A 21,127-nucleotide genomic window follows, 5' to 3' on the forward strand; every position below is an offset into this window, starting at 1 on the left:
CTATCCAGGACATGGTCCAGCTACTACTATCGCTCACGAAAAGGCCTTCAATCCCTTTTTCTAGCAAGATGATGACAATCGATAGCACAATTTAATACTCAATGAAAATCAAAGAGCAAACTAGGAAACTAGCCGCAGGTTGCTCAAAGCACCGCTTTGAGGTTGCAGATAGAACTGACGAAGTCAGTAACATATATCTACGGCAAGGCGACGTTGACGTGGTTTGAAGAGATTTTCATTAAGTATAATTTTAACTTCTTACTTTTCATTCCTATTCCTTAAATAAAAAGCTCACTAAAAAAGTGAGCAACATTTCCAATGAGATACTTCTGTTGACGAGCGCGTCTCTCCGCCCCCTCATTGCCTTGCGAAGAGGCTTGGCGAATCGAAAGGAGGTGTTTTTTCCTGTTTTCAATTCTACTTATTTTTGCACATTTTTTTAATTTTATCAAACAAAAAAACGCAAGCCGAAGCCTGCGAAAAGTTTTTTTATAACCATTTAATTTCTTTCACATCTGTTTTACGAACTTTAGCATATTTCTTAGCACTTGTAAAATGTAGAGTAACCGGTTTAAACACTCCACTTTTATCTCTTCGTAAACCTAAAATTGCGGATCTTTTGTTTCTATCTTCAAAAAATATGACGTCCAACTTCATAGTGTTTTTAGATAAATCTTTGGCTAGGATACAACAACTTGTTATCTTAGAATAGAAGATATCACCGATAAAACTATACAAAGATATCCTTTCTATAACATCGTTGTACATGGGATTATTTTTATATTCTTCCAAAATAAAAACACCAGCTTGAATAGCAGGTATTGTTTGACTAGCATAATCTCGTGTGATTTTGTGCAAGCCAAATAAGTGATGTAAATCAGTCAAGCAAAAATCTACTTCGAAAGTCTCTAAATGCTTATAATTCGTTGATACTTGACATGTTTTTCCATCGAATTTCTCTTGATAATCTAAAATACAATCAAGTAATTTCAACGACAAACTCCATATTTTCTCAAAATAAAAAAAGCACGGGGCAGTTCTCACTACTGCCCAAAGTGGATGATTAGAGTCGGCTTCTCTAACTCCCTATGTTGTGCTTATTAGGCTTATCGCAAGGGAACAGTTTTTAGCTCTGCCAAGCCACATAGCGTGCTTACTACTATGTGTCCATGTCTCCATGGATTGCCGAGCGGTTTAACGACGTTTTGGGAGTCGGGATAACGAGAAAAGTGATACTTTTACGTTTTTTCCAACTTAATTATGACATCTTTCTTTAAAAAAGTCAATATTTATCGCTTTCTTTAACGAAAAAAATCCCACAAGAACGAATCCTGTGGGGAGATACACATTTTAGAAAAGCTTTCCTTTATTCTACTATTTTTCTTGTATTTTATCATTCAGTATGATAAAATACAAGTTTTTTGACAAAATAACCAAAAACTACTCGCTATCCCCTCTCACATCACCCTACATATCCATTTAATATGCGACTGATAGTTCAGGGAAACTTTAAGGACAACTTTTCTCTCATCCCCTATGCAGGTCATTTCTACTCTTATAGGCTCAATTTGACACTTCTCTTCTTCGAAGTGCTCATATGCCTACTGAATAGTGAGTTCGATTTATCCAAATTTATTTTTGTCTATTTTGATGAACACTTCCACGAAGATAGTCTGAAAAAGAATCCGCCCCAATTTTCCTTCTCTTTTTAAGCATATTATTCCAGATATGATTGCCCTCTTGTTCAGTAATAAATTGCGCTTTAAACGCTTCAACCAGTATATCTCCTGTCGTCATATGTTCTAAAGAAAATTTTTCTACATATGGTTCAACATCTCTTAGATTATTACTTCCTAATATCCCATTATGCTTTTTCGCTAAGGAAATAGAAGCTGCTTCTCCCTTACCAATAACCTTGTTACTATCATGATTTCTTGTTAAATCTCTATATAATGCGTATTCTTCAGTTCCAATGTCTATGCTCACAATCTCAGCCGAACCCTTAGCTACTAACTGGTCTATCCTAGATTTTAAGTGGGGAATTGTAGGTATATTGATTTCATCATACACCTCTTGTGGAATAACAATTTTACCCGAATAGAGCTTTTCTAAAAGATATTCAGTGCCAACCCATAAAAATGCTGAAATACAATCTGTATCAATAAATACACGACTAGTCAAACGACAACTCCCCCTCTTCATCTAGCCCATATACAATATCATATCTGAAAGCATCTAGTAGCAGTTCCTCATACTTCCCTTGCGAAATTCTGTTATTTTCTAAAAGTTGTTCAGTCGATTTAATATAGTGTCCTAATACCATTTCCTTTTTACTTTCTGACAAAGGACGATATAAACTTGTATCATAGCCTAATCTTGAAGCTGTCTCTATAACACTAATATCCATATTTTTAATTTCTTCTGCATCAAGGTATCCATCATTCCGCAATCTATATAACATAGCTTTATGACTGATACCATAAAACTGACCCAATTTTATAATATCTTCTACTTCAAGATGAGTTCTATTAGCATTTTCTCTGATTTCCTCAACCATCCTATACAGTGAAGATGGGGAAACTAAAAAATATGAAGCAAACTGATCCGCTTTTCTTTCAGTTTCATCTCCTTCACCAATCAAGATAAGACTGACTGAACTCTTCTTCACCTCATCATAATAAAGATGATACAGTTCATGTGCTAAAGAAAATCTTTGCCTTCCTAATGACATGTCTGAATTGATTACAATGAGACTTGACTGAGTTCCTTTATAACAGACTCCGCTAATATTCTTTCCGAGTCCATAAAATACCAGCGTCAAATTTTCTATCTTTTGTACCAATTTAAAAATATCTATCGGCGCTTCACCATCAGCTCCCAACTTTTTTCTAAGATTTGAAGCTTTATTACTTAAATCCATTTTATCAATCATTTATTTTGTCTCCAATAGCTGATCTATCTCAAATTGATTCAATACAATTTTATTGATTTTCGCTAAAACTTTAAGATCTTGGTCTACTATTTTATTTTTTCTAAACGATATGACACACTGTTGTTCAGCTTGTTCGCCAAACAAAAGATAGTCAACCGTACAGCAAAACAGGGCAGATAGTTTCTCAATAACATCCGACGTGATATTCCTTTCACCTTTTTCCATTTTGGCAATCATGCTTTGATTCAAAGACAAATATTCAGCAATCTTATCTTGAGTAAGATTTGAAGATATTCTAAGTTCTTTTATTCTTTTTCCAACATCACATACATTTATCATATTCATACACCTCTCATAAAAAGAATAGCACACTCTTGTCATAAAGTCAATTTTTTAAATAAAAAAATTATGACAAAACAAGGAAGCAATTTATTGATACTGCTTAAAAATCCAAAATTGATGATAGTAAACCTATTTGATGAGTTCCTATCAAAAATCGTATCTTCAACCTCAAAACAGTACTTAAAGCTATCCGATTCGGTTTACATTGTCAAATTTAGATTTTATTTGAGCATAGCTTTCTAGTTTGCTTTTTGATTTTTATGTAATATAGTAGCAAAAATTGAAGGAAATATCTCCACAAGAAAACGCATACTATTAAGCTTTTTCAAGACCTAATAATATGCGCTGTTCTGATTTGAAAGACATTCCATTATTATTTTACTGTTATCAAGCCTTCAGGCTCGACTGTAAATTCTGGTCTGTCTGCTATCGTGCCATCTTCTTTAAGGTAATACCAGCCATCATTTGATTTGACAAAGGCATTAGAAACCATGTCCCCATTTTGACTATCAAGATAGTACCAAGTCTCCTTGTATTTGATCCAGCCTGTTTTCATAGCACCTTCTCCATCGAAATAGTACCACTTCTCAGCGATTTTCTTCCAGCCTGTCGCCATTTCGCCTGACTGGTCAAACCAGTACCAGTTGCCGTCTGTGTGCTTCTTCCAGCGGTCTGCAAGCATATATCCTGAACCGTCAAAGTAATACCAGGTACCATTAACTTTCTCAAACTTATCTTTTGGATAAGAACCATCTGAGTGTACATACCAGGTGCCAGTATCGTTCTGTCGCCATCCTGCTTCAATCGTCAAGCCGTTTTCAATATCCTGCTTGAATTGCTCACGACTAATGCCCCAGCTTGCAAGATAAGGATAAGGGTCAACATGATCTGAGTTGTTGTCAGGTTGGTTATTGGTGCAATATTCGTGTGTCTTGATACCTGCTAAATCAGCAGTATCAAGCGTTTTAGGTATCCCAGCCTCGTCTGCTAGATTACGCAAGAGTTCGATATAGAGACGATAGTCAATCAGAAACTCTTCTTTCGATTCATGGCTTTCAATCAGTTCAACTTGTGCATAACCTTCTGCATTCCAACCGCCCCCAACGTCCCAGGCACCATTATCAACAGGTCCTACCTGCATAACACGACCATTACCGACTACGTGAGAAAAGAAGCCCAATTCAGGATCTTTTCTGTAATGGTAGTCAGCCTCATTTTGCACCGTTGAGTTACGGTTGCCTGTGGAATGGGCATGGACTTGCCTATATGGTTGCACGCCGACTTGAGGCAAATCTGTTCTTAATTTACTCACATCAATTTCCATATTCTACTCCTTATCAATTAAAACAACTTATTTTTTACAATCCAGAACCAGAAACTCCTTCATTTCTACCTTACAAAGAAGACAATCCTAGTCACGATTAGGCTTGTAGATAGAACTTTAAAACGCACTATTTTGATACTGTAAATAGGACTGACAGGTCTGTATCCTATCTACAATAACACCCCAGACTAAAAAGCTTTTCAAAAGTATATTTTTACAGTCTCTATATGTCCTTTTAATAAATACATTATATCATATAAAAGAAGTCAAAAGTATATTAAACTATTTTCAAGACCAAACTAAAGATGACAGCACAAGTTTTTTCGATTTTCACTAGAGGAAAGAGATTTTATTCAGTAAATCGAGCTATGATGACACTTTTGTTACCAAGATAGCCTTGCCTTCTTTTATCAAGGGGTGACGGAATAATGAGAAGTACAGTTGAACTGTCATGGCAACCCAGATGAGGGGTTCGCAAAGAATAACTCCTCTATAGCCTGCCCAAGGGATAATCATGACCACAAAAGCGATTTTTCCGATTAGTTCAATAAAGCTAGAAACTAGAGGAAGGATCTTTTGCCCCAAACCCTGCAAGCAATTGCGATAAATCAACAAGAGGCTCAAAATGGGATAAAAAGCTGAGCTGATTTGCAGATAGAGACTTCCATTTTCTATCAAGTAACCATCTGTCGAACTAGACAAGAAGGAAACCAAGGCTGGACTGACAAAAAAGAGGAAGATACAAACAAAAACCGCCCAGGATATACTTAAACGACTGCCGATTCGAAGACCTTGGACAATGCGGTCTAGTCGTTTAGCTCCTAGATTCTGAGAAGCAAAGGTCGTCATTGATGCAGAAATAGCGGTCATAGGAAGAAGGGCAAAGGCCATAATGCGTCGAGCTGCCGTCTGGGCACTAATAATCACTGCACCAAAGGTATTAACAGAAGACTGTAAAATCACACTGCCTATAGATACAATTGAACTCATCAAGCCCATAGCCAAACCTTGCTCCAAAAGATCCGCATACAAGGCCTTGTCCCATTTGAAATGCTTAAACTGAGGCAAAAGTTCTGGCACGCTCTTACGAATATAGTAAAAGCAGAGAACCGCTGATAAGCCTTGCGAAATGATGGTAGCAAGTCCCGCGGATTGAACTCCCAGATGCAATTGCGTAATAAAATAGAGATCCAGAACCACATTAACCAGAGCAGAGAAAATCAGAAAACCAAGCGCAGCTAGACTGTCTCCAATGGACCGCAACAAGCCTGCAAAAAGATTATAAGCAAAGCTGACACCAACACAGGTCACAATCATAGAAATATATTGATAGGACTGGGGAAGAATTTCTGCAGGGGTATCTAGGTACTGTAAAAGAGGATACAAGCCAAGAAAGCCCAGCAACATAACTACAATACTCAAAAGAGCACCTAAAATCCAGGTGGCTGCTACTGCCTCCTTAATTTTTTTGAAGTCCCGTGCTCCATAATAGCGAGCAATAACAATTCCCATCCCATTTCCAACACCAAGAGTAAAACCTACAATCAGGTCAAAAATCGCTGTCGTCGCCCCTACTGCCGCCAAGGATTCTTGACCAAGGAAACGCCCTACAATCAAGACATCAGCAGTATTATAGAGCTGTTGAAAAATATTAGACAGCAAGATTGGGAAGGCAAAACTCAAGATAGAAGGAAGAATCGGACCATGTGTCAGGTCCACTGCTCGTTTTTTATTCATAAGGCTATTATATCAACTTTCTAGCAGAGCGACAAGAAACAGCAAACTATATATAATCTAAAAACTTGAATCAAAAATCGAAAAAGTAGCGGATTTCTCCACTACTTTGACAGCTTATTCTTCAATTTCGATTTCAAGTTCGTCGCCTAGGTCAAGAGTCACTTCTTCATTCACAGAATCTGCTTGAACTGCCTCATCTTTTTTGTTTTCAGTATCTTGTTCTGAAGCTTCTTCTCCGTCAATCAAGCCAAATTTAGAACGGACTTGCTTATCAATTTCATCAAAGATTTCTGGGTGCTCTGCCAAGTATTTCTTAGCATTCTCAGAACCTTGCCCAATTTTTTCATCTTTGTAAGAATACCAAGCTCCTGCTTTTTTGATAATATCCAAGTCGCTTGCAATCTTCAAAAGCTCACCAGTCTTAGAAATTCCTTCTCCGTACATAATTTCAACTACGGCTTCCTTAAACGGTGGAGCTACCTTATTTTTTACAACCTTAATCTTAGTTTCTTTACCAACATTGGTTTCTTTTTGGTCACCAGTTCCCTTAATTTGTGTATTACCACGAACATCCAAACGCACTGAAGCATAGAATTTCAAAGCACGTCCACCAGGTGTTGTTTCTGGATTTCCAAACATGACCCCAACTTTTTCACGTAATTGGTTGATAAAGATGGCAATTGTTTTGGTTTTATTGATAGAAGCACCAAGTTTACGCATGGCCTGACTCATCATACGGGCCTGCAAACCAACGTGGCTATCTCCGATATCTCCATCAATTTCCGCACGAGGTACAAGGGCCGCAACTGAGTCGACCACGACAAGATCTACAGCACCTGAGTCAATCAATTTTCCTGCAATTTCAAGACCTTGCTCTCCTGAGTCTGGTTGTGACAAGAGCAATTCGTCAATGTTAACACCAAGGGCCGCAGCATAAGCTGGGTCAAGGGCATGCTCCGCATCGATAAAGGCTGCAATCCCACCTTCTTTTTGCGCTTGTGCAACTGCATGAAGGGCAACCGTCGTCTTACCAGATGACTCTGGTCCATAGATTTCGATGATACGTCCCTTAGGATAACCACCTGAACCAAGGGCAATGTCAAGAGCTAAAGAACCTGAGCTCATCACTTGCACCTTTTGCTCCGCACGTTCACCCAAACGCATGATTGATCCTTTACCAAAGTCTTTCTCAATCAATTTAAGAGCATCATTCAAGGCCTTTTCACGTTCTGCCCCAAATTTTTTTGAAATTTCTTCTAATTTTTTTGGTTTTTTCGCCATTCTATTCTCCTACATTCTAATGATCCTCAGACCTATCTACTATTATATCAAAAGTTAGTCACTTAATAAAGCCTTGCGAACTAGGTTAAAGGCATGCATAACCGCAATGTGACGTACATCTGCTCGACTTCTGCCTCCAATATTCACCTTGATAACCTCAGTTCCTTGCTCTTGAGCCAAGCCTATGAAGACTGTCCCAGCTGGATATCCTTCTAGGCTATCTGGTCCTGCCACTCCAGTCAAACTAATTCCAAAATCAGACTGGATCTTGATTCGTGCCTGCTCAGCCATCTTCTGAGCTGTAAATTCAGACACCACACCATGTTCTTCCAAATCCTTGACAGGAATATCCAACATTTTTGATTTTTCCTCCAAGCTATAGGTCACAAAACCACCCTTAAATATACTTGAAGCTCCTGACAAATCCGCTAGACTAGCTTGGAAAAGACCTGCCGTCAAACTCTCTGCAGCCGTGATGGTTTTCCCTTGCCTTTTCAGTTCTTCTACCACAATGCTGGCTAAACTAGTCTCTTCCCCATAACCATAGCAAAGTTCTCGTAAAGAAAAGCCTTCAAAAGTTTGGCGATTCAAGATTTGGTTTTCTAAGATATCCAGCGCTTGATTCGCCTCTTCTTGACTGCTAGCCTTTGTTGACAGACGTAGAGTGACTTCTCCTGTCTTGGCATAAGGTGCCAAGGTCGGATCTGTTTGATTCTCAATTAAATCAGCCAAAATCGTCACCAGCTGACTCTCGCCAATTCCAAAGAAACGAAGAACTCGGGAATACAGCTTTCTCCCTGTCATCAACTTGGGTAAAAGTTGGTTTAAGACCATAGGTTTCAATTCACTCGGTGGACCTGGAAGGACGACGTAGGTCACTCCTTCGACTTCCAAAATGCCTCCCACAGCCAGTCCTGTTTCGTTGGGCAGTGGAGTCGCTCCTTCTACAATTTGAGCTTGTCTTTCGTTATTAGGTGTTCGGGCATAGTCTGGTCTCTGGGCAAAAAAGACATCCAACTTCTCCTGGGTCTGAGGATCGAAGACTAATTCTTTCCCTAAAAATTTAGCCAGAGTTTGTTTGGTCAAATCGTCCTCAGTCGGCCCTAAACCACCTGTCAAAATCACCAGACTGCTACGTTGACTGGCAATCTCAAGCAAAGACAAGAGACGAGCTTCATTGTCTCCTACAGCCGTCTGAAAATATACGTCTACCCCAATTTCTGCTAGTTTTTCCGACAAAAACTGAGCATTGGTATTGACAATCTGTCCTGTCAAAATCTCTGTTCCAACAGCAATGATTTCTGCTTTCATGTTTCCTCCTACCTATCTATTCGTATTTTTTTGAAAAAATCGCAGGAATTTTCCTACGATTGATTTTTTATTTGTATCAAAAGTTAATTATCTTCATCACCAACAGGGGCTCTGCCAAATAAATCTTCAAATAAAACCGCATTAGTTTCAAGCTGAGTGACTTCTTCTTGTCCCAAAGAACGTCGGAGTAAATTTTGCATTTCCAACATATGGGCTCTCGAAACAATCTGGTAAGAAACACCTTGAAGCATCTCTCCTTCACCCTGCAACTGCTGAGTTTCAATGGTTTTAAATGAATCTTTATACCCTAGCAAGTTAGGGATACTTTTTGCAGACAAATCAATATTGGTCTGCATATTGTCACTCAAAGCTTTTAGAATCTCTTGATAATGACCAACGCTATTTAAACTGAGAGCTTTTTCCATGACTTTTTGAATAACTTCACGTTGACGTTTTTGACGACCATAATCCCCCTCAGGATCTTGGTAACGCATTCGTGCATAGACTAGGGCTTCTTCTCCCCCAATATGTTGCTCCCCAACACCAATAGAAATGGTATTAAATTCTTCTTGGTCACTGATAGAAATTGGGAAACCGAGGGTATTATTGACTGTAATACCACCTACTGCATCCACTAGTTTTTGTAACCCTTTCATATTGACCATCACATAGCGATCAATATGGATATTCATCATTTTTTGAATGGTTTCTATAGCAAGCTCTGCTCCACCATCTGCATATGCTGAATTCAGTTTCGCTTCATGAACCTGACCATTCCCTGATTCAATGCGGGTCAGAATATCCCGCTCTAAACTCATCATCGTTGTTTTTTTCGTTTTAGGATTCACTGTCATCAAGATCATGCTATCACTTCTACCGACCCAAGTTTCAGTTCGTTCAGCATTTCCGGTGTCAACCCCCATTAACAGAATGGTCAAAGGTTCAGTCGCTTCAATAACCTTGGTTTCTTCGCCGATTTTTTTATAGGTTTTAGCTAAGGTTTCTGTCCCTTGTTGATAAATAGTATAAGCAAAAATACCTGCTCCTACTACAGTTACAGAAAGTAAAGCTAGCACCATTCCAATAATTTTTTTAACCATATTTCTACTAATCTATCAGTTTACCCATCAAGTAAACATCGATAAATTTCCCTTCTTCTATATATGCTCCACGCTCTTGGCGACCTTCAATTACAAAGCCATGCTTTTGATACAGATGAACTGCTGCTTGATTACGAGTTTGGACAGTCAGCTGGAGACGACGCAGAATGCCACTTGCTTGTGCCCACTCTATCGCTTCTTCTAGCAACAAACTTCCCAATCCATTATTCCAATATCTTTTGCCAATCACAATGAAGAGATCTCCAATATGATGGACTCTCTTGCGCTGGTCAGCTGTAATATTTACAATACCAGCAATTTTATCATTTAAGAATGCAAGTAAGGTTATCTGATTGTCCGAACTAGCTTGCTTGTTGAGGAATACTTCAATCTCCTCACTGGTCAAGAGAATACCATCTCCGTCTAAGCTGGTAAAATCTGTCTCCAAACTTACACGATTTAAAAAGGCCACTAATTCAGCTGCATCTTTAGGCTCTGCTTCCCTAATGAGCAATTCATACTCCATGTTGAAGCTCCTCTAAGAGTTTTTCTGCACGCAAACCCTTTGCCTGAAAATTTAAACGACGTCCATCTGCTTCTTTTAGAATTTCCAATTCTAAATAAGTATCTGGCAAGGCATCTCCTAAGAGATTTCCCCACTCGATGACAGTCACTCCGCCACCAAAGAGAAACTCATCCAAGTCGATAGAATCCGCATCTCCTTCAATACGATAAACATCTAAATGGAAAAGCGGAAGACGCCCCTCATACTCTCTTACGATAGTATAGGTTGGACTTTTAATCATTTGAGAAATCTGTAAACCTTTAGCAAGTCCTTTAGTAAAGGTCGTTTTACCTGCACCCAGTTCTCCAGTTAAGATTAAAACATCATTCTTTGCTAATAGATGACCCAAACGCTCCCCTAAGGCTTGTAGCTCTTCTTCATTTTTTGTGTACATACTCTTATTATACCAAAAACTTTTCTTTTGTGTCTATTTTCCTGCTAAACTTATACTCAATGAAAATCAAAGAGCAAACTAGGAAGCTAGCCGCAGGCTGTACTTGAGTACGGCAAGGCGACGCTGACGTAGTTTGAAGAGATTTTCGAAGAGTATTACCATCATAACATCCATAAAAACAAGCTTTCTCTAAAAGAAAATGAGCGTAGCAATGACCAATACAAGATCTCGGAAAATATGACCATAAAAGGAAACTTCCTTCTTGACCGAATTTGGGACAAGATAGGCTGCAAAAAACAAACCCAGTCCAATATACATCAGAAGAGAGACAATGGTCATTGGATTTCTTAAAAAGAGAAGTGTTGCTAAAATAGTCACCAACACTGTCTTTTTTCTGTCTAGCATAGCAAGAAAATCGCGCATGTATTTTTTCAAGGGTAAAAAAATCAGCAAATCTAGCCCAAATAGAAAGAAAAAGGATGGCAATAAAAAGTCAACTAATTCTTGCTGCAGCGTATTTTTAATGAACAAGTTATCTGACAAGACAAGGACAGCTCCTAATAAATTAATTAAGAGTAACATACTGTAAAAAAGCTTCACTGACTTCTTACTGGCTAGGACACTATGGACTTCTTGCTTACGGGTATAAAGATAATTTACTCCAGCACAGATTCCTGAAACGAAGACCATACTTCCGATGAAAAAAGCTGTACTTTGTTTAAAGGACAAGATGCATTCCTTCCATAGAAAACAGCTACTCAAACTGATTTGAATTAAAGCTAACAAAAATAAGATTCTCATTGTTTTCATCTTTTCTCTCCCTTCCTACCAATCATTATACTAGGAGAAAAGAGAGAACTGTTTTCAATCTTCTCAAATGTCTCTTTTAGACGCTAAACAAACATGAGAGACTACTACTCAATGAAAATCAAAGAGCAAACTAGGAAGCTAGCCGCAGGTTGCTCANNAGAGCTGACGTGGTTTGAAAAGATTTTCGAAGAGTATAAAGTCGCAACAACTGTGTCAATTGCACCAATTTAGTAAGAAAGTATAAAAAAAGAACACCCCGAAAGGTGCTCTGTATAAGTATAGTAATTCTTTCGAATTAACGTTTACTAAATTGTGATGCTTTACGAGCTTTCTTAAGACCTGGTTTCTTACGTTCAACTTTACGTGAGTCACGTGTAAGAAGTCCTGCACGTTTCAATGAATCGCGGAAGTCTGGGTCTACTTGAAGAAGGGCACGAGCGATACCGTGACGGATAGCTCCTGATTGACCAGCGTATCCACCACCTACAACATTAACGAAAACGTCGTATGAACCTACAGTTGAAGTAACTGCGAATGGTTGGTTGATGACAAGACGAAGGTCAGCGTGTGGGATGTACTCTTCAACATCTTTTTTGTTAACAGTGATTTTACCAGTTCCTGGAACAAGGCGAACGCGTGCAACAGCGTTTTTACGACGTCCAGTACCTGCATATTGTGCTTGTGACATACTTTATTTGTTCCTTTCCTTAGATAAGTCCTGAAATGTCAAGAACTTCTGGTTGTTGTGCAGCATGAGTGTGCTCAGCTCCAACAAATACTTTCAACTTCATACCTTGAGCGCGTCCAAGTGTATTGTGTGGAAGCATACCTTTAACTGATTTCTCGATCAAACGTACTGCATTTTTAGAACGAAGTTCACCTGCAGAGATTTGTTTCAATCCACCTGGGTGGTTTGAGTGAGTGTAGTAGATTTTATCAGTTGCTTTTTTACCAGTTAATTTAACTTTTTCAGCATTGATAACAATCACAAAGTCACCTGTATCAGTGTGTGGTGTAAATGTTGGTTTGTTTTTTCCGCGAAGTACGCTAGCAACTACTGCAGAAAGACGTCCAAGTGGTACATCAGTTGCGTCAACTACGTACCATTTACGTTCAACTTGGCCTGGTTTAGCCATAAATGTTGTTTTGTTCATGATTTCTCCTATATATAGTTCGATTTTTGTTTACGGTGATGGGTGTTCCTTCCCATCGAAAAGTATTTGGAAGGTTCCGGGGCCTTTCAAATGGGGTAAACAATACCGCTTACTATCATACCAAATTTCACCCCTAAAAGTCAATAGATATGAAAAATATTTTTCGGTAACTTCTCAAAGTAACTGAAAGTTATATAATCAAGTTAATTTGGGAATTTACCTATTAACTTCGGGAGATTTTTGGGATTTTTTCCTTATTTTTCCCTGTAGCTAAAATCCTTTTCAAAAAATTACCTTTTCTTGATTTTTAATCCTATTTGTTGTATGATAAGGGAAAAGAAAGGGGGCAGAGATATGGCTTTTACCAATGCCCACATGCGGTCTGCTAGTTTTGGCATTGTTACCAGTTTGCCTGATGACGTTATTGACTCTTTTTGGTATATCATCGACCATTTCTTAAAAAATGTCTTTGAATTGGAAGAAGAACTTGAGTTTCAATTGCTTAATAACCATGGAAAAATTACCTTCCACTTTTCAAGCCAACACCTCCCTACAGCCATTGATTTTGACTTTAACCATCCTTTCGACCCTCTGTATCCCCCGAAAGTACTGGTTTTAGATATGGACGGTAGAGAGACTATCCTCCTCCCAGAAGAAAATGACCTATTTTAATACTCAATGAAAATCAAAGAGCCAACTAGGAAGCTAGCCGCNNTGACGTGGTTTGAAGAGATTTTCGAAGAGTATAAAAACTCTAGCCTTCAGTTGCAAGTGACTGAAAACTAGAGTTTTTTCTATTGTTTCCAAGCATTATACAAGTTGCGAATAGGTTGCTTTAATGTCGGATGGATAAAATGAGGCGCAATTTCTTGTAGAGACTCAAGAACAAAAAGGCGTTCTGCTATGTAAGGATGGGGCAAGATAAGCTCATCTGTATAAATGGCCTGGTCCTCCACAAAGAGCAAGTCCAAATCAATCAAACGAGGTCCCCAATGCACTTCTCGCACCCGTCCCATCTCTGTCTCAATAGCCAACAATGTTTCTAACAAGACTGGGGCAGGCAACCATGTTTCTACCTCAACCACCTGATTAGCAAAGCTATCCTGCTCCACACCACCCCAAGGCTCCGTCGCTAAGACACTGGATTCTTTGAGAATATGGATACCTCGATTTCGCAGTTTATCAATGGCTTGTTTCAAGTTTGCTTGCTTATCTCCCATGTTGCTTCCTAGGGCGATAAAGGCTCGTTGCTTACGGCGATGGATGGTTACTGAGCATGTATCTAGTGGCAAATGCACTGGCGCCCAAGGCTTTTTCAGTTCCAACTTGATTTCTTGGACAAGAGGATAGGTCTCAAAAGTACGTTCTACCAGTTTATAGGCTACCGTTTCAATCAAATCCTCACTCGTTTCCTGAAACCAAGTCGTCCACTGCTGGCACAATTCTCCGTAATGGACAGAGGCTGCTAAATCCAAATCTGTCGCTGCCTTGGTCATATCATAGGATAGGATAGCTGAAACGACAAACTTCTGCCCCAATTCCTTCTCACTGGGAAAAAGACCATGATAGGCAAAAATTTCCAAATCCTTAATCTGCAGTTGATCCATAATGATTCCTTTCTAGAAAAATCCGCCCAAAGCGGATTCTTTTTATACTCAATGAAAATCAAAGTGCAAACTAAGAAGCTAGCCGTAGGCTGCTCAAAACACTGNNGCTGACGTGGTTTGAATTTGATTTTCGAAGAGTATTATAGTCCCATTAAACGATAAGCCTGATCTCTAAGGTCCTTATCTGTTTCAAATAGACCACGAGCTACTGTCGTCAAGGTTGCAGTGCCTGGTTTTCTGACACCACGCATACTCATACACATATGTTCTGCCTCAATGACAACAAAGGCTCCCTTAGCTCCTAGATAGTCCATCAAGGCATCGGCCACTTCGATATTCAAACGTTCTTGAATTTGTGGCTTTTTCGAATAAACTTCAACCGTACGGGCTAGCTTAGACAAGCCTGCCACACGGCCATCTGGAATGTAGGCAATGTGCGCTCTACCATAAAATGGCAAGAAGTGGTGTTCACACATTGTATGGAAAAAAATATCCTTTTCTACCACCATATTATCATCAATAATCTCAAAGGATTTTGACAAATGTTCCTCCGCTGTTTGACCAAGACCTGAAAAAATCTCTTGGTACATACGAGCGACACGAGCAGGTGTTTCCTGTAAGCCCTCGCGGTTAGCGTCCTCTCCGACAGCCTCGATAATCATTTTTACAGCTGCTTCAATCTTTTGTGTATCCATTTTCATTCTTCCTCTCCATCAGATAGGCTCTCACTTGGCTCAAGAAATACAAGGAACCTGTGACAATCCTAACTGTTTGTTTCTCTTCTTTTTTATCTGTCAATTTCTGCTCTAGAAAATCCTGCCAACCTTGGTAGCTGAGATTTCTAGACTTAGCTGCCTCTTTCAGCACGCTTTCATCAGTCGCCCGACTATCGTCAAAATGTGTCAAAGTAAGCTCGGTATCTGGCATGGCCCCCAGCAAGTCCAACATATCCTCCAAGGCCTTGGTTTTAATACAAGTAAAGAGGATTTCCTTATGATAATCCGCAAAGCGTTCTTGCAAGGTTGCTAATAAAGCCTTGATAGCATGGGGATTGTGGGCCCCATCCAAGATCATCAAGGGATCTCTTGACACGATTTCCAAACGCCCTGGCCAACTTGTTTCTTCCAAGGCTTGAGCAAGCAAGTCATTGCTTGCTAGTTCTCGACCATCTTCTTGACAAAAAGTATCAAGTAAAGCTATGGCCATCCCAGCATTCTCTATTTGGTACAAACCAAGTAAACCTGTCTGGAAGCGACCTTGTCTGACAGCACTTGTATAGTCAAAGACTTCGCCTGTCACCACACTCTTTTGATGGCTGACCTGATAATCTGCCCCGTAGGCAAGTCTCGGCGCATCTTTCCCTTCTGCAATGCGGTCAATCACAGCCAAAGCATCTGGAGAAATGCGACCTGTCACCAAGGAAATACCTTGTTTGATAATACCAGCTTTCTGCTCTGCTATGGCTTCCAAGGTGTCACCAAGTAGAGCCACATGATCCAATCCAATAGTCGTGATTCCTGTCAAAATGGGCTGACAGACATTGGTACTATCTAAAAGTCCACCCATGCCGACTTCCATGATAGCCACGTCTACTTGCTCCGAGGCAAAGTAATCATAGGCTATGGCTGTGATAATCTCAAACTCGGTTGTCCCCTGCAAATTGGCGACCGCTTCTCCCTCCAGCAAAGACTGATAGTCTGCCATGAGGGCTTCTAGTCTAGCCTCTGGAATGGATCCCCCATTGATGCTAATCTGGTCTGTATAATGAATGAGATAGGGCGAGCTAAACACGCCAACTCTCAGCCCTAGCTTTTTCAGCATATTTGTCAAAAAAGCAATGGTCGAACCCTTGCCGTTGGTCCCTCCGATATGGATGACCTTGAGTTTGAGATGGGGATTGCCACGCAAAGCTAACAGTTCCACCATTCGTTCCAAGCCAAAATGCGGTTGATCCGTCCGGTAGTTAGCAATCCACTGATTGTTTTCAAATTCTTTCATCTTATTTGTATTGTTTTAAATCTAAATTTTCCGCTTCATCAGCCAGACGAATAGCGGAAGCAATTTCAACTGCCATCCTGTGATTAGCTACGTCATGCACGCGCACCACTTCTACACCCTGTCTCGCAGCGATACTAGTTACATGAGCCGAAGCCGTGTCCCGATTACGGAAACCAATTTCTGTCTCAGGATTGACTTCAAAACCATTTTCTTCAAGGATATTGATGACAAACCGCTTGCGCGACACTCCAAGAAAGATTGGATAGCCTTTCTGATGTAGTTTATCCAGATCCCGTAAAAGAAGCAGATTTTCTTTCTTGGTCAGACCAAAGCCAATTCCTGGATCCAGCAGGATGTTTTCTTGAGCAATACCAGCTTCCTCTGCTCTCGTTAGTGCTCTGTCAAAGAAAGCCTCCATCAAGTCTTCGATTGGCAATGTTTCAAAGTCAGCTAACTCTTCCTCTGTAAAAGCTTGACCAAAGCCAAAATGAGGGAAGATGAGCGAGCTAGGATGCTGAGGTCGCGCCATGACTGGATTAAACATAATGACTACTTTCGCTCCAGCCTTTGCAACCACATGGGCCATTTTTTCATCACCCATGAGACCAGTGATATCATTGACTAGATTGGCACCAGCAGCCAAAGCAGCTTCTGCTACTTGACTCTTCCAAGTATCAATGGAGATGAGGACATCACTTTCCTTGCGAATAGCTTTAATCACTGGAACAACACGCTGGATTTCCTCTTCTATCTCAACATAGCTACTTCCCGGCCGAGTCGATTCTCCGCCGATATCTAGCATACTAGCTCCTTCTGCTATCAATTTACGAGCCTGCTGGAGTGCCTGCTCAAGAGCAAAAAATTGACCACCATCCGAAAAGGAGTCTGGGGTTACATTGATAATACCGCAAATAGCTGTCTTTGCATGATTGGCTTTACTTGACATATCAGTCACTCCCTCAAGGCTTTTCACCATATTATTTCTCTATTTTACCATAAAAAGAAAAAGATGGACACGATTGCATTCATCTTTTTCCCAGTAGAAACAAGTAAGCAATTGTCAAAAATATTAAACAGAAATCCCTAATGTCCGACTCAAAATTACCACGAGAGTCAACAAACAGAAAACAACCCCATTAACAATCATGTGAAGTAAGATAGACATTTCCAAACGTTGGGTCTTGTAAGCCGTCCAAGACAGAACGATCGACATAACTCCATAAATCAATAAAGAAGGTAAATTACTCGGTTGATGCAATAAAGCAAACACAACCGTACCGACTACAAATCCCAAGTTCTCTTTTCCTCGGAAAATCTTTTTAGGAACAATCCCACGGCACAAGATTTCCTCACAAATCGGAGCAAGCAAGGCTAGCAAGAAGAAACTGGAAATCAGAGAACTATTTTGAACCATGTCGTTAATCTGAGACTGATTCCCTGTTGTCGTCTCATTTGACAGTTGCAACAAGATAGAACCAAGTATATTTAAACAGATAATGACTAAATAACTTAATCCCAAACGTGCCAAATCCTTAGCTCTAAAAAAAGAAAAATTAAAACTTGCTAATTGCGTTTTACGAGCTCCAATAATAAACAGCACCAGAACCACAATCGAAATACCAGCAACTATCAGTCCTGACTGTAACAGTGGTACTGCATTTAAAGTTAAAATAGCAGTAACCCCTATAGGAATCTGATATAAAATTGTCGCCAGTAAAAAGATTAACAGCCAGCCTGCACGATTCAATAATTCTTTCCACATACTTTTCTCTTCCATCATTCATCTCCTTTATATTAAAAAAGGGGGAAAATCCCCCTGGGTTATTCTATTATAAGGCCATGCTGATGTAGTTCAGGATAAATAAGGCATCCAAAATCCAAATCATGACATGAACATCTTTAACTTGACCTTTGACAAGCTTAGTCAAAGTGTAAGTCAAGAAACCAACTGCAATCCCTTGAGTGATAGAGTAGCTGAATCCCATAAAGATAGATGTGAAGAAAGCAGGAACTGCTTCAGCCATGTCGTCCCAATGGATATTTTTCAAGCTAGCCAACATCATAATCCCAACGATAATCAAGATTGGAGCTGTAGCGGCTGTTGGTACAATCGCTAGAAGTGGGCTAAAGAAGCTTGAGATCACAAAACAGATTGCCACGACCAAGGCTGTCAAACCAGTACGTCCACCTGCACCGATACCAGCAGCAGACTCAACATAAGTCGTTACGTTCGAAGTACCTGCGATGGCACCAATTGAAGTACCAATCAAGTCAGAGTAAAGAGCCTTGTCTAACTTAGCTGATTGATGATTTTCACCATTTGTCGCTACGATACCAACTTTTTCACCTGTACCGATCAAGGTACCAATTGTATCAAAAATATCTGTCAATGAAAAGGCAAGAATGGCCATCAGAGTTTCAGGCAAGCGAGCTGTATCTGAAACCAAAGCTCCCAAACCTTCTGAACCAAGAGCTGCACCAAAGATTGTCTTCAAATCTTCAAAAGCTGCACCAACATGGTTATTAGCAAAATCAATACTAGACAAATCTACCAAACCAACTGCAATAGCAAGAACAGTTGTTGTCAAGATAGAGAGGATAATTCCCCCTTTAATTCCTTTGATAACAAAGAAGATTGTGATAGCAAGTCCTGCAAGAGCCACCAAAACAGCTGGATTATTAAAGCTGACCAATCCTGGAACTGCTGAAGAGTTTGCCGCAATCGTTGCTTGAGCTTTGTCAGCCCCTTCTCCTACAACAGTATAGTTGCCTGGATCAATCGTGAATTTCAAAAGTCCAGCATTCTTAATTCCTACATAGGCAAGGAAGACACCGATACCAGCTGAAATAGCTGAGCGAAGGGCATTTGGAATCGATTCAATGATCATTTTACGAACATTTGTCAAGGTAATAATCAATGAAATAATCCCACAGATGAAGACCATAGCTAGGGCTTCTTGCCAAGAATAACCAAGTCCAAATACAACTGTAAAGGTAAAGAAGGCATTCAGCCCCATACCTGGCGCTTGAGCGTATGGCAAGTTAGCATAAAAAGCCATCATCAAGGTACCCGCTACTGCACCAATAATCGTTGCTAGGAAGACACCCTGAGCAGGCATCCCTGTTTGCGAAAGAATTTGTGGGTTTACAAAGAGAATATAGCTCATTGCAAAGAAAGTTGTTAAACCAGCGAGAACCTCTGTACGAACGTCTGTACCGTTCTCTTTTAGTTTAAATAATTTGTCCATTATCAATCTCCTTTTAATTTTTACGAACAATAATAGAATTATATCATTTATCATTCACTTTTTCAATGTCTTTGTTTGATTTGTTTAAGAAATTAATCCAATTTCATTTTTTGTTTGGAATCTGCTTTTCTGCCTGCTTTCTGTTATAATAGAAGACATCTTATCTGAAAACACACTAGAAAGGTCCATATGACGAAAAAAATTATTGCAGTTGACCTAGATGGAACCCTGCTCAACTCAGACAGTCAAATTTCTGACTTTACCAAAAAAACCATCAAAAAAGTTGCTGAAAAAGGCCATCAGGTTATTATTACGACAGGTCGCCCTTACCGTATGTCAAAAGATTTTTACCGTGAACTGGGCTTAGACACTCCTATGATTAACTTCAACGGATCCCTTACTCATTTACCAGACCAAGTTTGGGATTTTGAAAAGTGTTTGACTGTAGACAAAAAATATCTGCTAGATATGGTTCAACGTTCAGAGGACATTCAAGCCGATTTTATCGCTGGAGAATATCGTAAAAAATTCTACATTACAAATCCCAATGAAGAAATTGCCAATCCCAAACTATTTGGTGTAGAAGCTTTCCAGCCTGAAGATCAATTCCAGCCTGAATTGGTGACCAAGGACCCTAACTGTATCCTCTTGCAGACCAGAGCCAGTGACAAATATGCCTTGGCAAAAGAAATGAACGCCTTCTACCAGCATCAACTTTCTATCAATACCTGGGGAGGTCCGCTCAATATCCTTGAATGTACCCCAAAAGGTGTCAACAAGGCCTTTGCTTTGGACTACTTGCTCAAGATAATGAATCGTGACAAAAAAGATTTGATTGCCTTTGGAGATGAACACAATGATACCGAAATGCTCGCTTTTGCTGGGAAGGGTTATGCCATGAAAAATGCCAATCCAGAGCTACTCCCTTATGCAGATGAGCAAATTTCCCTTACCAACGACCAAGATGGGGTTGCCAAAACCCTACAAGACTTATTCTTATAACCTATACTGATACTCAATGAGAATCAAAGAGCAAACTAGNNCTGCTTTGAGGTTGTAGATGAAGCTGACGTGGTTTGAAGAGATTTTCGAAGAGTATGACCAGCTTGCAAGCTGGTCTTTATGCTCTTTTCACAGTCTCATCAACCAGTTATACTCATCTACTTTCAAAAAGCATTCTAGTCCATCTCCGATTAACGATGGACGTTATCACCTCCTTCTCCAGTCCTTGTATAACATCTTGAAGTTGATTCATGACATCTTCCAAAGTTCGAAAGGCTTTATTCTTAAATCCACGTTTACGAATCTCTTTCCACACTTGTTC

Annotated in this window: 21 protein-coding genes and 2 pseudogenes; 2 read left to right on the forward strand and 21 right to left on the reverse strand. The window is 39.7% G+C overall.

Annotation, left to right across the window (positions count from 1 at the left end; translation table 11 throughout):
* Positions 1-489: 489 nt before the first annotated feature.
* The 14 genes and pseudogenes from HT691_RS08765 to rplM form a co-directional block, all read right to left on the reverse strand.
* Entirely contained in the window at positions 490-1,044 is a 555-nt protein-coding gene (locus HT691_RS08765; protein WP_306416194.1) for a PBECR4 domain-containing protein, read from the reverse strand.
* 714 nt (positions 1,045-1,758) lie between these two features.
* Positions 1,759-2,181 (reverse strand): annotated as a pseudogene (locus HT691_RS08770) (hypothetical protein); the annotation flags it as partial.
* Entirely contained in the window at positions 2,174-2,920 is a 747-nt protein-coding gene (locus HT691_RS08775) for an ImmA/IrrE family metallo-endopeptidase (protein ID WP_338326406.1), read from the reverse strand. The pseudogene HT691_RS08770 and the gene HT691_RS08775, both read right to left, overlap by 8 nt.
* A gap of 12 nt (positions 2,921-2,932) precedes the next feature.
* Complete coding sequence (locus tag HT691_RS11540; RefSeq protein WP_050086717.1) at positions 2,933-3,277, reverse strand: helix-turn-helix transcriptional regulator; 345 nt, start codon at positions 3,275-3,277, stop codon at positions 2,933-2,935.
* A 370-nt stretch (positions 3,278-3,647) separates the two neighbouring features.
* Positions 3,648-4,598, reverse strand: a complete 951-nt coding sequence (locus HT691_RS08785; protein WP_023933328.1) for an N-acetylmuramoyl-L-alanine amidase family protein — start codon at positions 4,596-4,598, stop codon at positions 3,648-3,650.
* Between the two features lie 366 nt (positions 4,599-4,964).
* Positions 4,965-6,335, reverse strand: a complete 1,371-nt coding sequence (locus HT691_RS08790; protein ID WP_172921896.1) for an MATE family efflux transporter — start codon at positions 6,333-6,335, stop codon at positions 4,965-4,967.
* A gap of 114 nt (positions 6,336-6,449) precedes the next feature.
* Positions 6,450-7,616, reverse strand: coding sequence for a recombinase RecA (recA, locus tag HT691_RS08795; protein ID WP_023933324.1), 1,167 nt, complete (start codon positions 7,614-7,616; stop codon positions 6,450-6,452).
* Between the two features lie 54 nt (positions 7,617-7,670).
* Positions 7,671-8,927, reverse strand: coding sequence for a competence/damage-inducible protein A (locus HT691_RS08800; protein ID WP_023936469.1), 1,257 nt, complete (start codon positions 8,925-8,927; stop codon positions 7,671-7,673).
* Positions 8,928-9,010: 83 nt separating this feature from the next.
* Positions 9,011-10,027: an LCP family protein gene (locus HT691_RS08805; protein WP_000239276.1), complete on the reverse strand. Its 1,017-nt coding sequence runs from the start codon at positions 10,025-10,027 to the stop codon at positions 9,011-9,013.
* A gap of 7 nt (positions 10,028-10,034) precedes the next feature.
* The gene (locus tag HT691_RS08810; protein ID WP_000455532.1) at positions 10,035-10,553 is read right to left on the reverse strand and encodes a GNAT family N-acetyltransferase; all 519 of its coding nucleotides are present in this window, start codon (positions 10,551-10,553) and stop codon (positions 10,035-10,037) included.
* Complete coding sequence (gene tsaE / locus HT691_RS08815; RefSeq protein WP_000288231.1) at positions 10,543-10,986, reverse strand: tRNA (adenosine(37)-N6)-threonylcarbamoyltransferase complex ATPase subunit type 1 TsaE; 444 nt, start codon at positions 10,984-10,986, stop codon at positions 10,543-10,545. The genes HT691_RS08810 and tsaE overlap by 11 nt, the downstream gene beginning before the upstream one ends.
* Before the next feature lie 189 nt (positions 10,987-11,175).
* Positions 11,176-11,796 (reverse strand): hypothetical protein, encoded by a 621-nt coding sequence (locus HT691_RS08820; protein ID WP_000855698.1) that lies wholly within the window; start codon positions 11,794-11,796, stop codon positions 11,176-11,178.
* Positions 11,797-12,091: 295 nt separating this feature from the next.
* Positions 12,092-12,484, reverse strand: a complete 393-nt coding sequence (gene rpsI / locus HT691_RS08825; protein ID WP_000075973.1) for a 30S ribosomal protein S9 — start codon at positions 12,482-12,484, stop codon at positions 12,092-12,094.
* Positions 12,485-12,503: 19 nt separating this feature from the next.
* Entirely contained in the window at positions 12,504-12,950 is a 447-nt protein-coding gene (gene rplM / locus HT691_RS08830; RefSeq protein WP_001044624.1) for a 50S ribosomal protein L13, read from the reverse strand.
* Between the two features lie 354 nt (positions 12,951-13,304).
* Between rplM and HT691_RS08835 the strand changes: the two genes are divergently transcribed.
* Positions 13,305-13,622: a DUF960 domain-containing protein gene (locus HT691_RS08835; RefSeq protein WP_031233617.1), complete on the forward strand. Its 318-nt coding sequence runs from the start codon at positions 13,305-13,307 to the stop codon at positions 13,620-13,622.
* Positions 13,623-13,744: 122 nt separating this feature from the next.
* Here the strand turns inward: HT691_RS08835 and folK are convergent, their stop codons facing one another.
* From folK to HT691_RS08865, 6 genes are all read right to left on the reverse strand, one after another.
* Complete coding sequence (gene folK / locus HT691_RS08840; protein ID WP_023936478.1) at positions 13,745-14,557, reverse strand: 2-amino-4-hydroxy-6-hydroxymethyldihydropteridine diphosphokinase; 813 nt, start codon at positions 14,555-14,557, stop codon at positions 13,745-13,747.
* Between the two features lie 140 nt (positions 14,558-14,697).
* Positions 14,698-15,252 (reverse strand): GTP cyclohydrolase I FolE, encoded by a 555-nt coding sequence (gene folE, locus HT691_RS08845; protein WP_000380916.1) that lies wholly within the window; start codon positions 15,250-15,252, stop codon positions 14,698-14,700.
* Positions 15,233-16,555 carry a folylpolyglutamate synthase/dihydrofolate synthase family protein gene (locus HT691_RS08850; RefSeq protein ID WP_000657461.1) on the reverse strand — a complete coding sequence of 441 codons (1,323 nt, stop codon included), beginning with the start codon at positions 16,553-16,555 and terminating at the stop codon, positions 15,233-15,235. The genes folE and HT691_RS08850 overlap by 20 nt, the downstream gene beginning before the upstream one ends.
* Position 16,556: 1 nt before the next feature.
* The gene (gene folP / locus HT691_RS08855; protein ID WP_000240957.1) at positions 16,557-17,531 is read right to left on the reverse strand and encodes a dihydropteroate synthase; all 975 of its coding nucleotides are present in this window, start codon (positions 17,529-17,531) and stop codon (positions 16,557-16,559) included.
* Positions 17,532-17,624: 93 nt separating this feature from the next.
* Complete coding sequence (locus tag HT691_RS08860; RefSeq protein ID WP_031243523.1) at positions 17,625-18,332, reverse strand: CPBP family intramembrane glutamic endopeptidase; 708 nt, start codon at positions 18,330-18,332, stop codon at positions 17,625-17,627.
* 52 nt (positions 18,333-18,384) lie between these two features.
* Complete coding sequence (locus HT691_RS08865) at positions 18,385-19,803, reverse strand: NCS2 family permease (protein ID WP_031243513.1); 1,419 nt, start codon at positions 19,801-19,803, stop codon at positions 18,385-18,387.
* Positions 19,804-19,992: 189 nt separating this feature from the next.
* Between HT691_RS08865 and HT691_RS08870 the strand changes: the two genes are divergently transcribed.
* Complete coding sequence (locus tag HT691_RS08870; RefSeq protein ID WP_000162353.1) at positions 19,993-20,805, forward strand: Cof-type HAD-IIB family hydrolase; 813 nt, start codon at positions 19,993-19,995, stop codon at positions 20,803-20,805.
* Between the two features lie 154 nt (positions 20,806-20,959).
* Here the strand turns inward: HT691_RS08870 and HT691_RS08875 are convergent.
* Positions 20,960-21,127 (reverse strand): annotated as a pseudogene (locus HT691_RS08875) (IS630 family transposase); the annotation flags it as partial.

The organism is Streptococcus sp. 477 (assembly GCF_013277295.1).
GTDB classification, from domain to species: Bacteria; Bacillota; Bacilli; order Lactobacillales; family Streptococcaceae; genus Streptococcus; species Streptococcus pseudopneumoniae.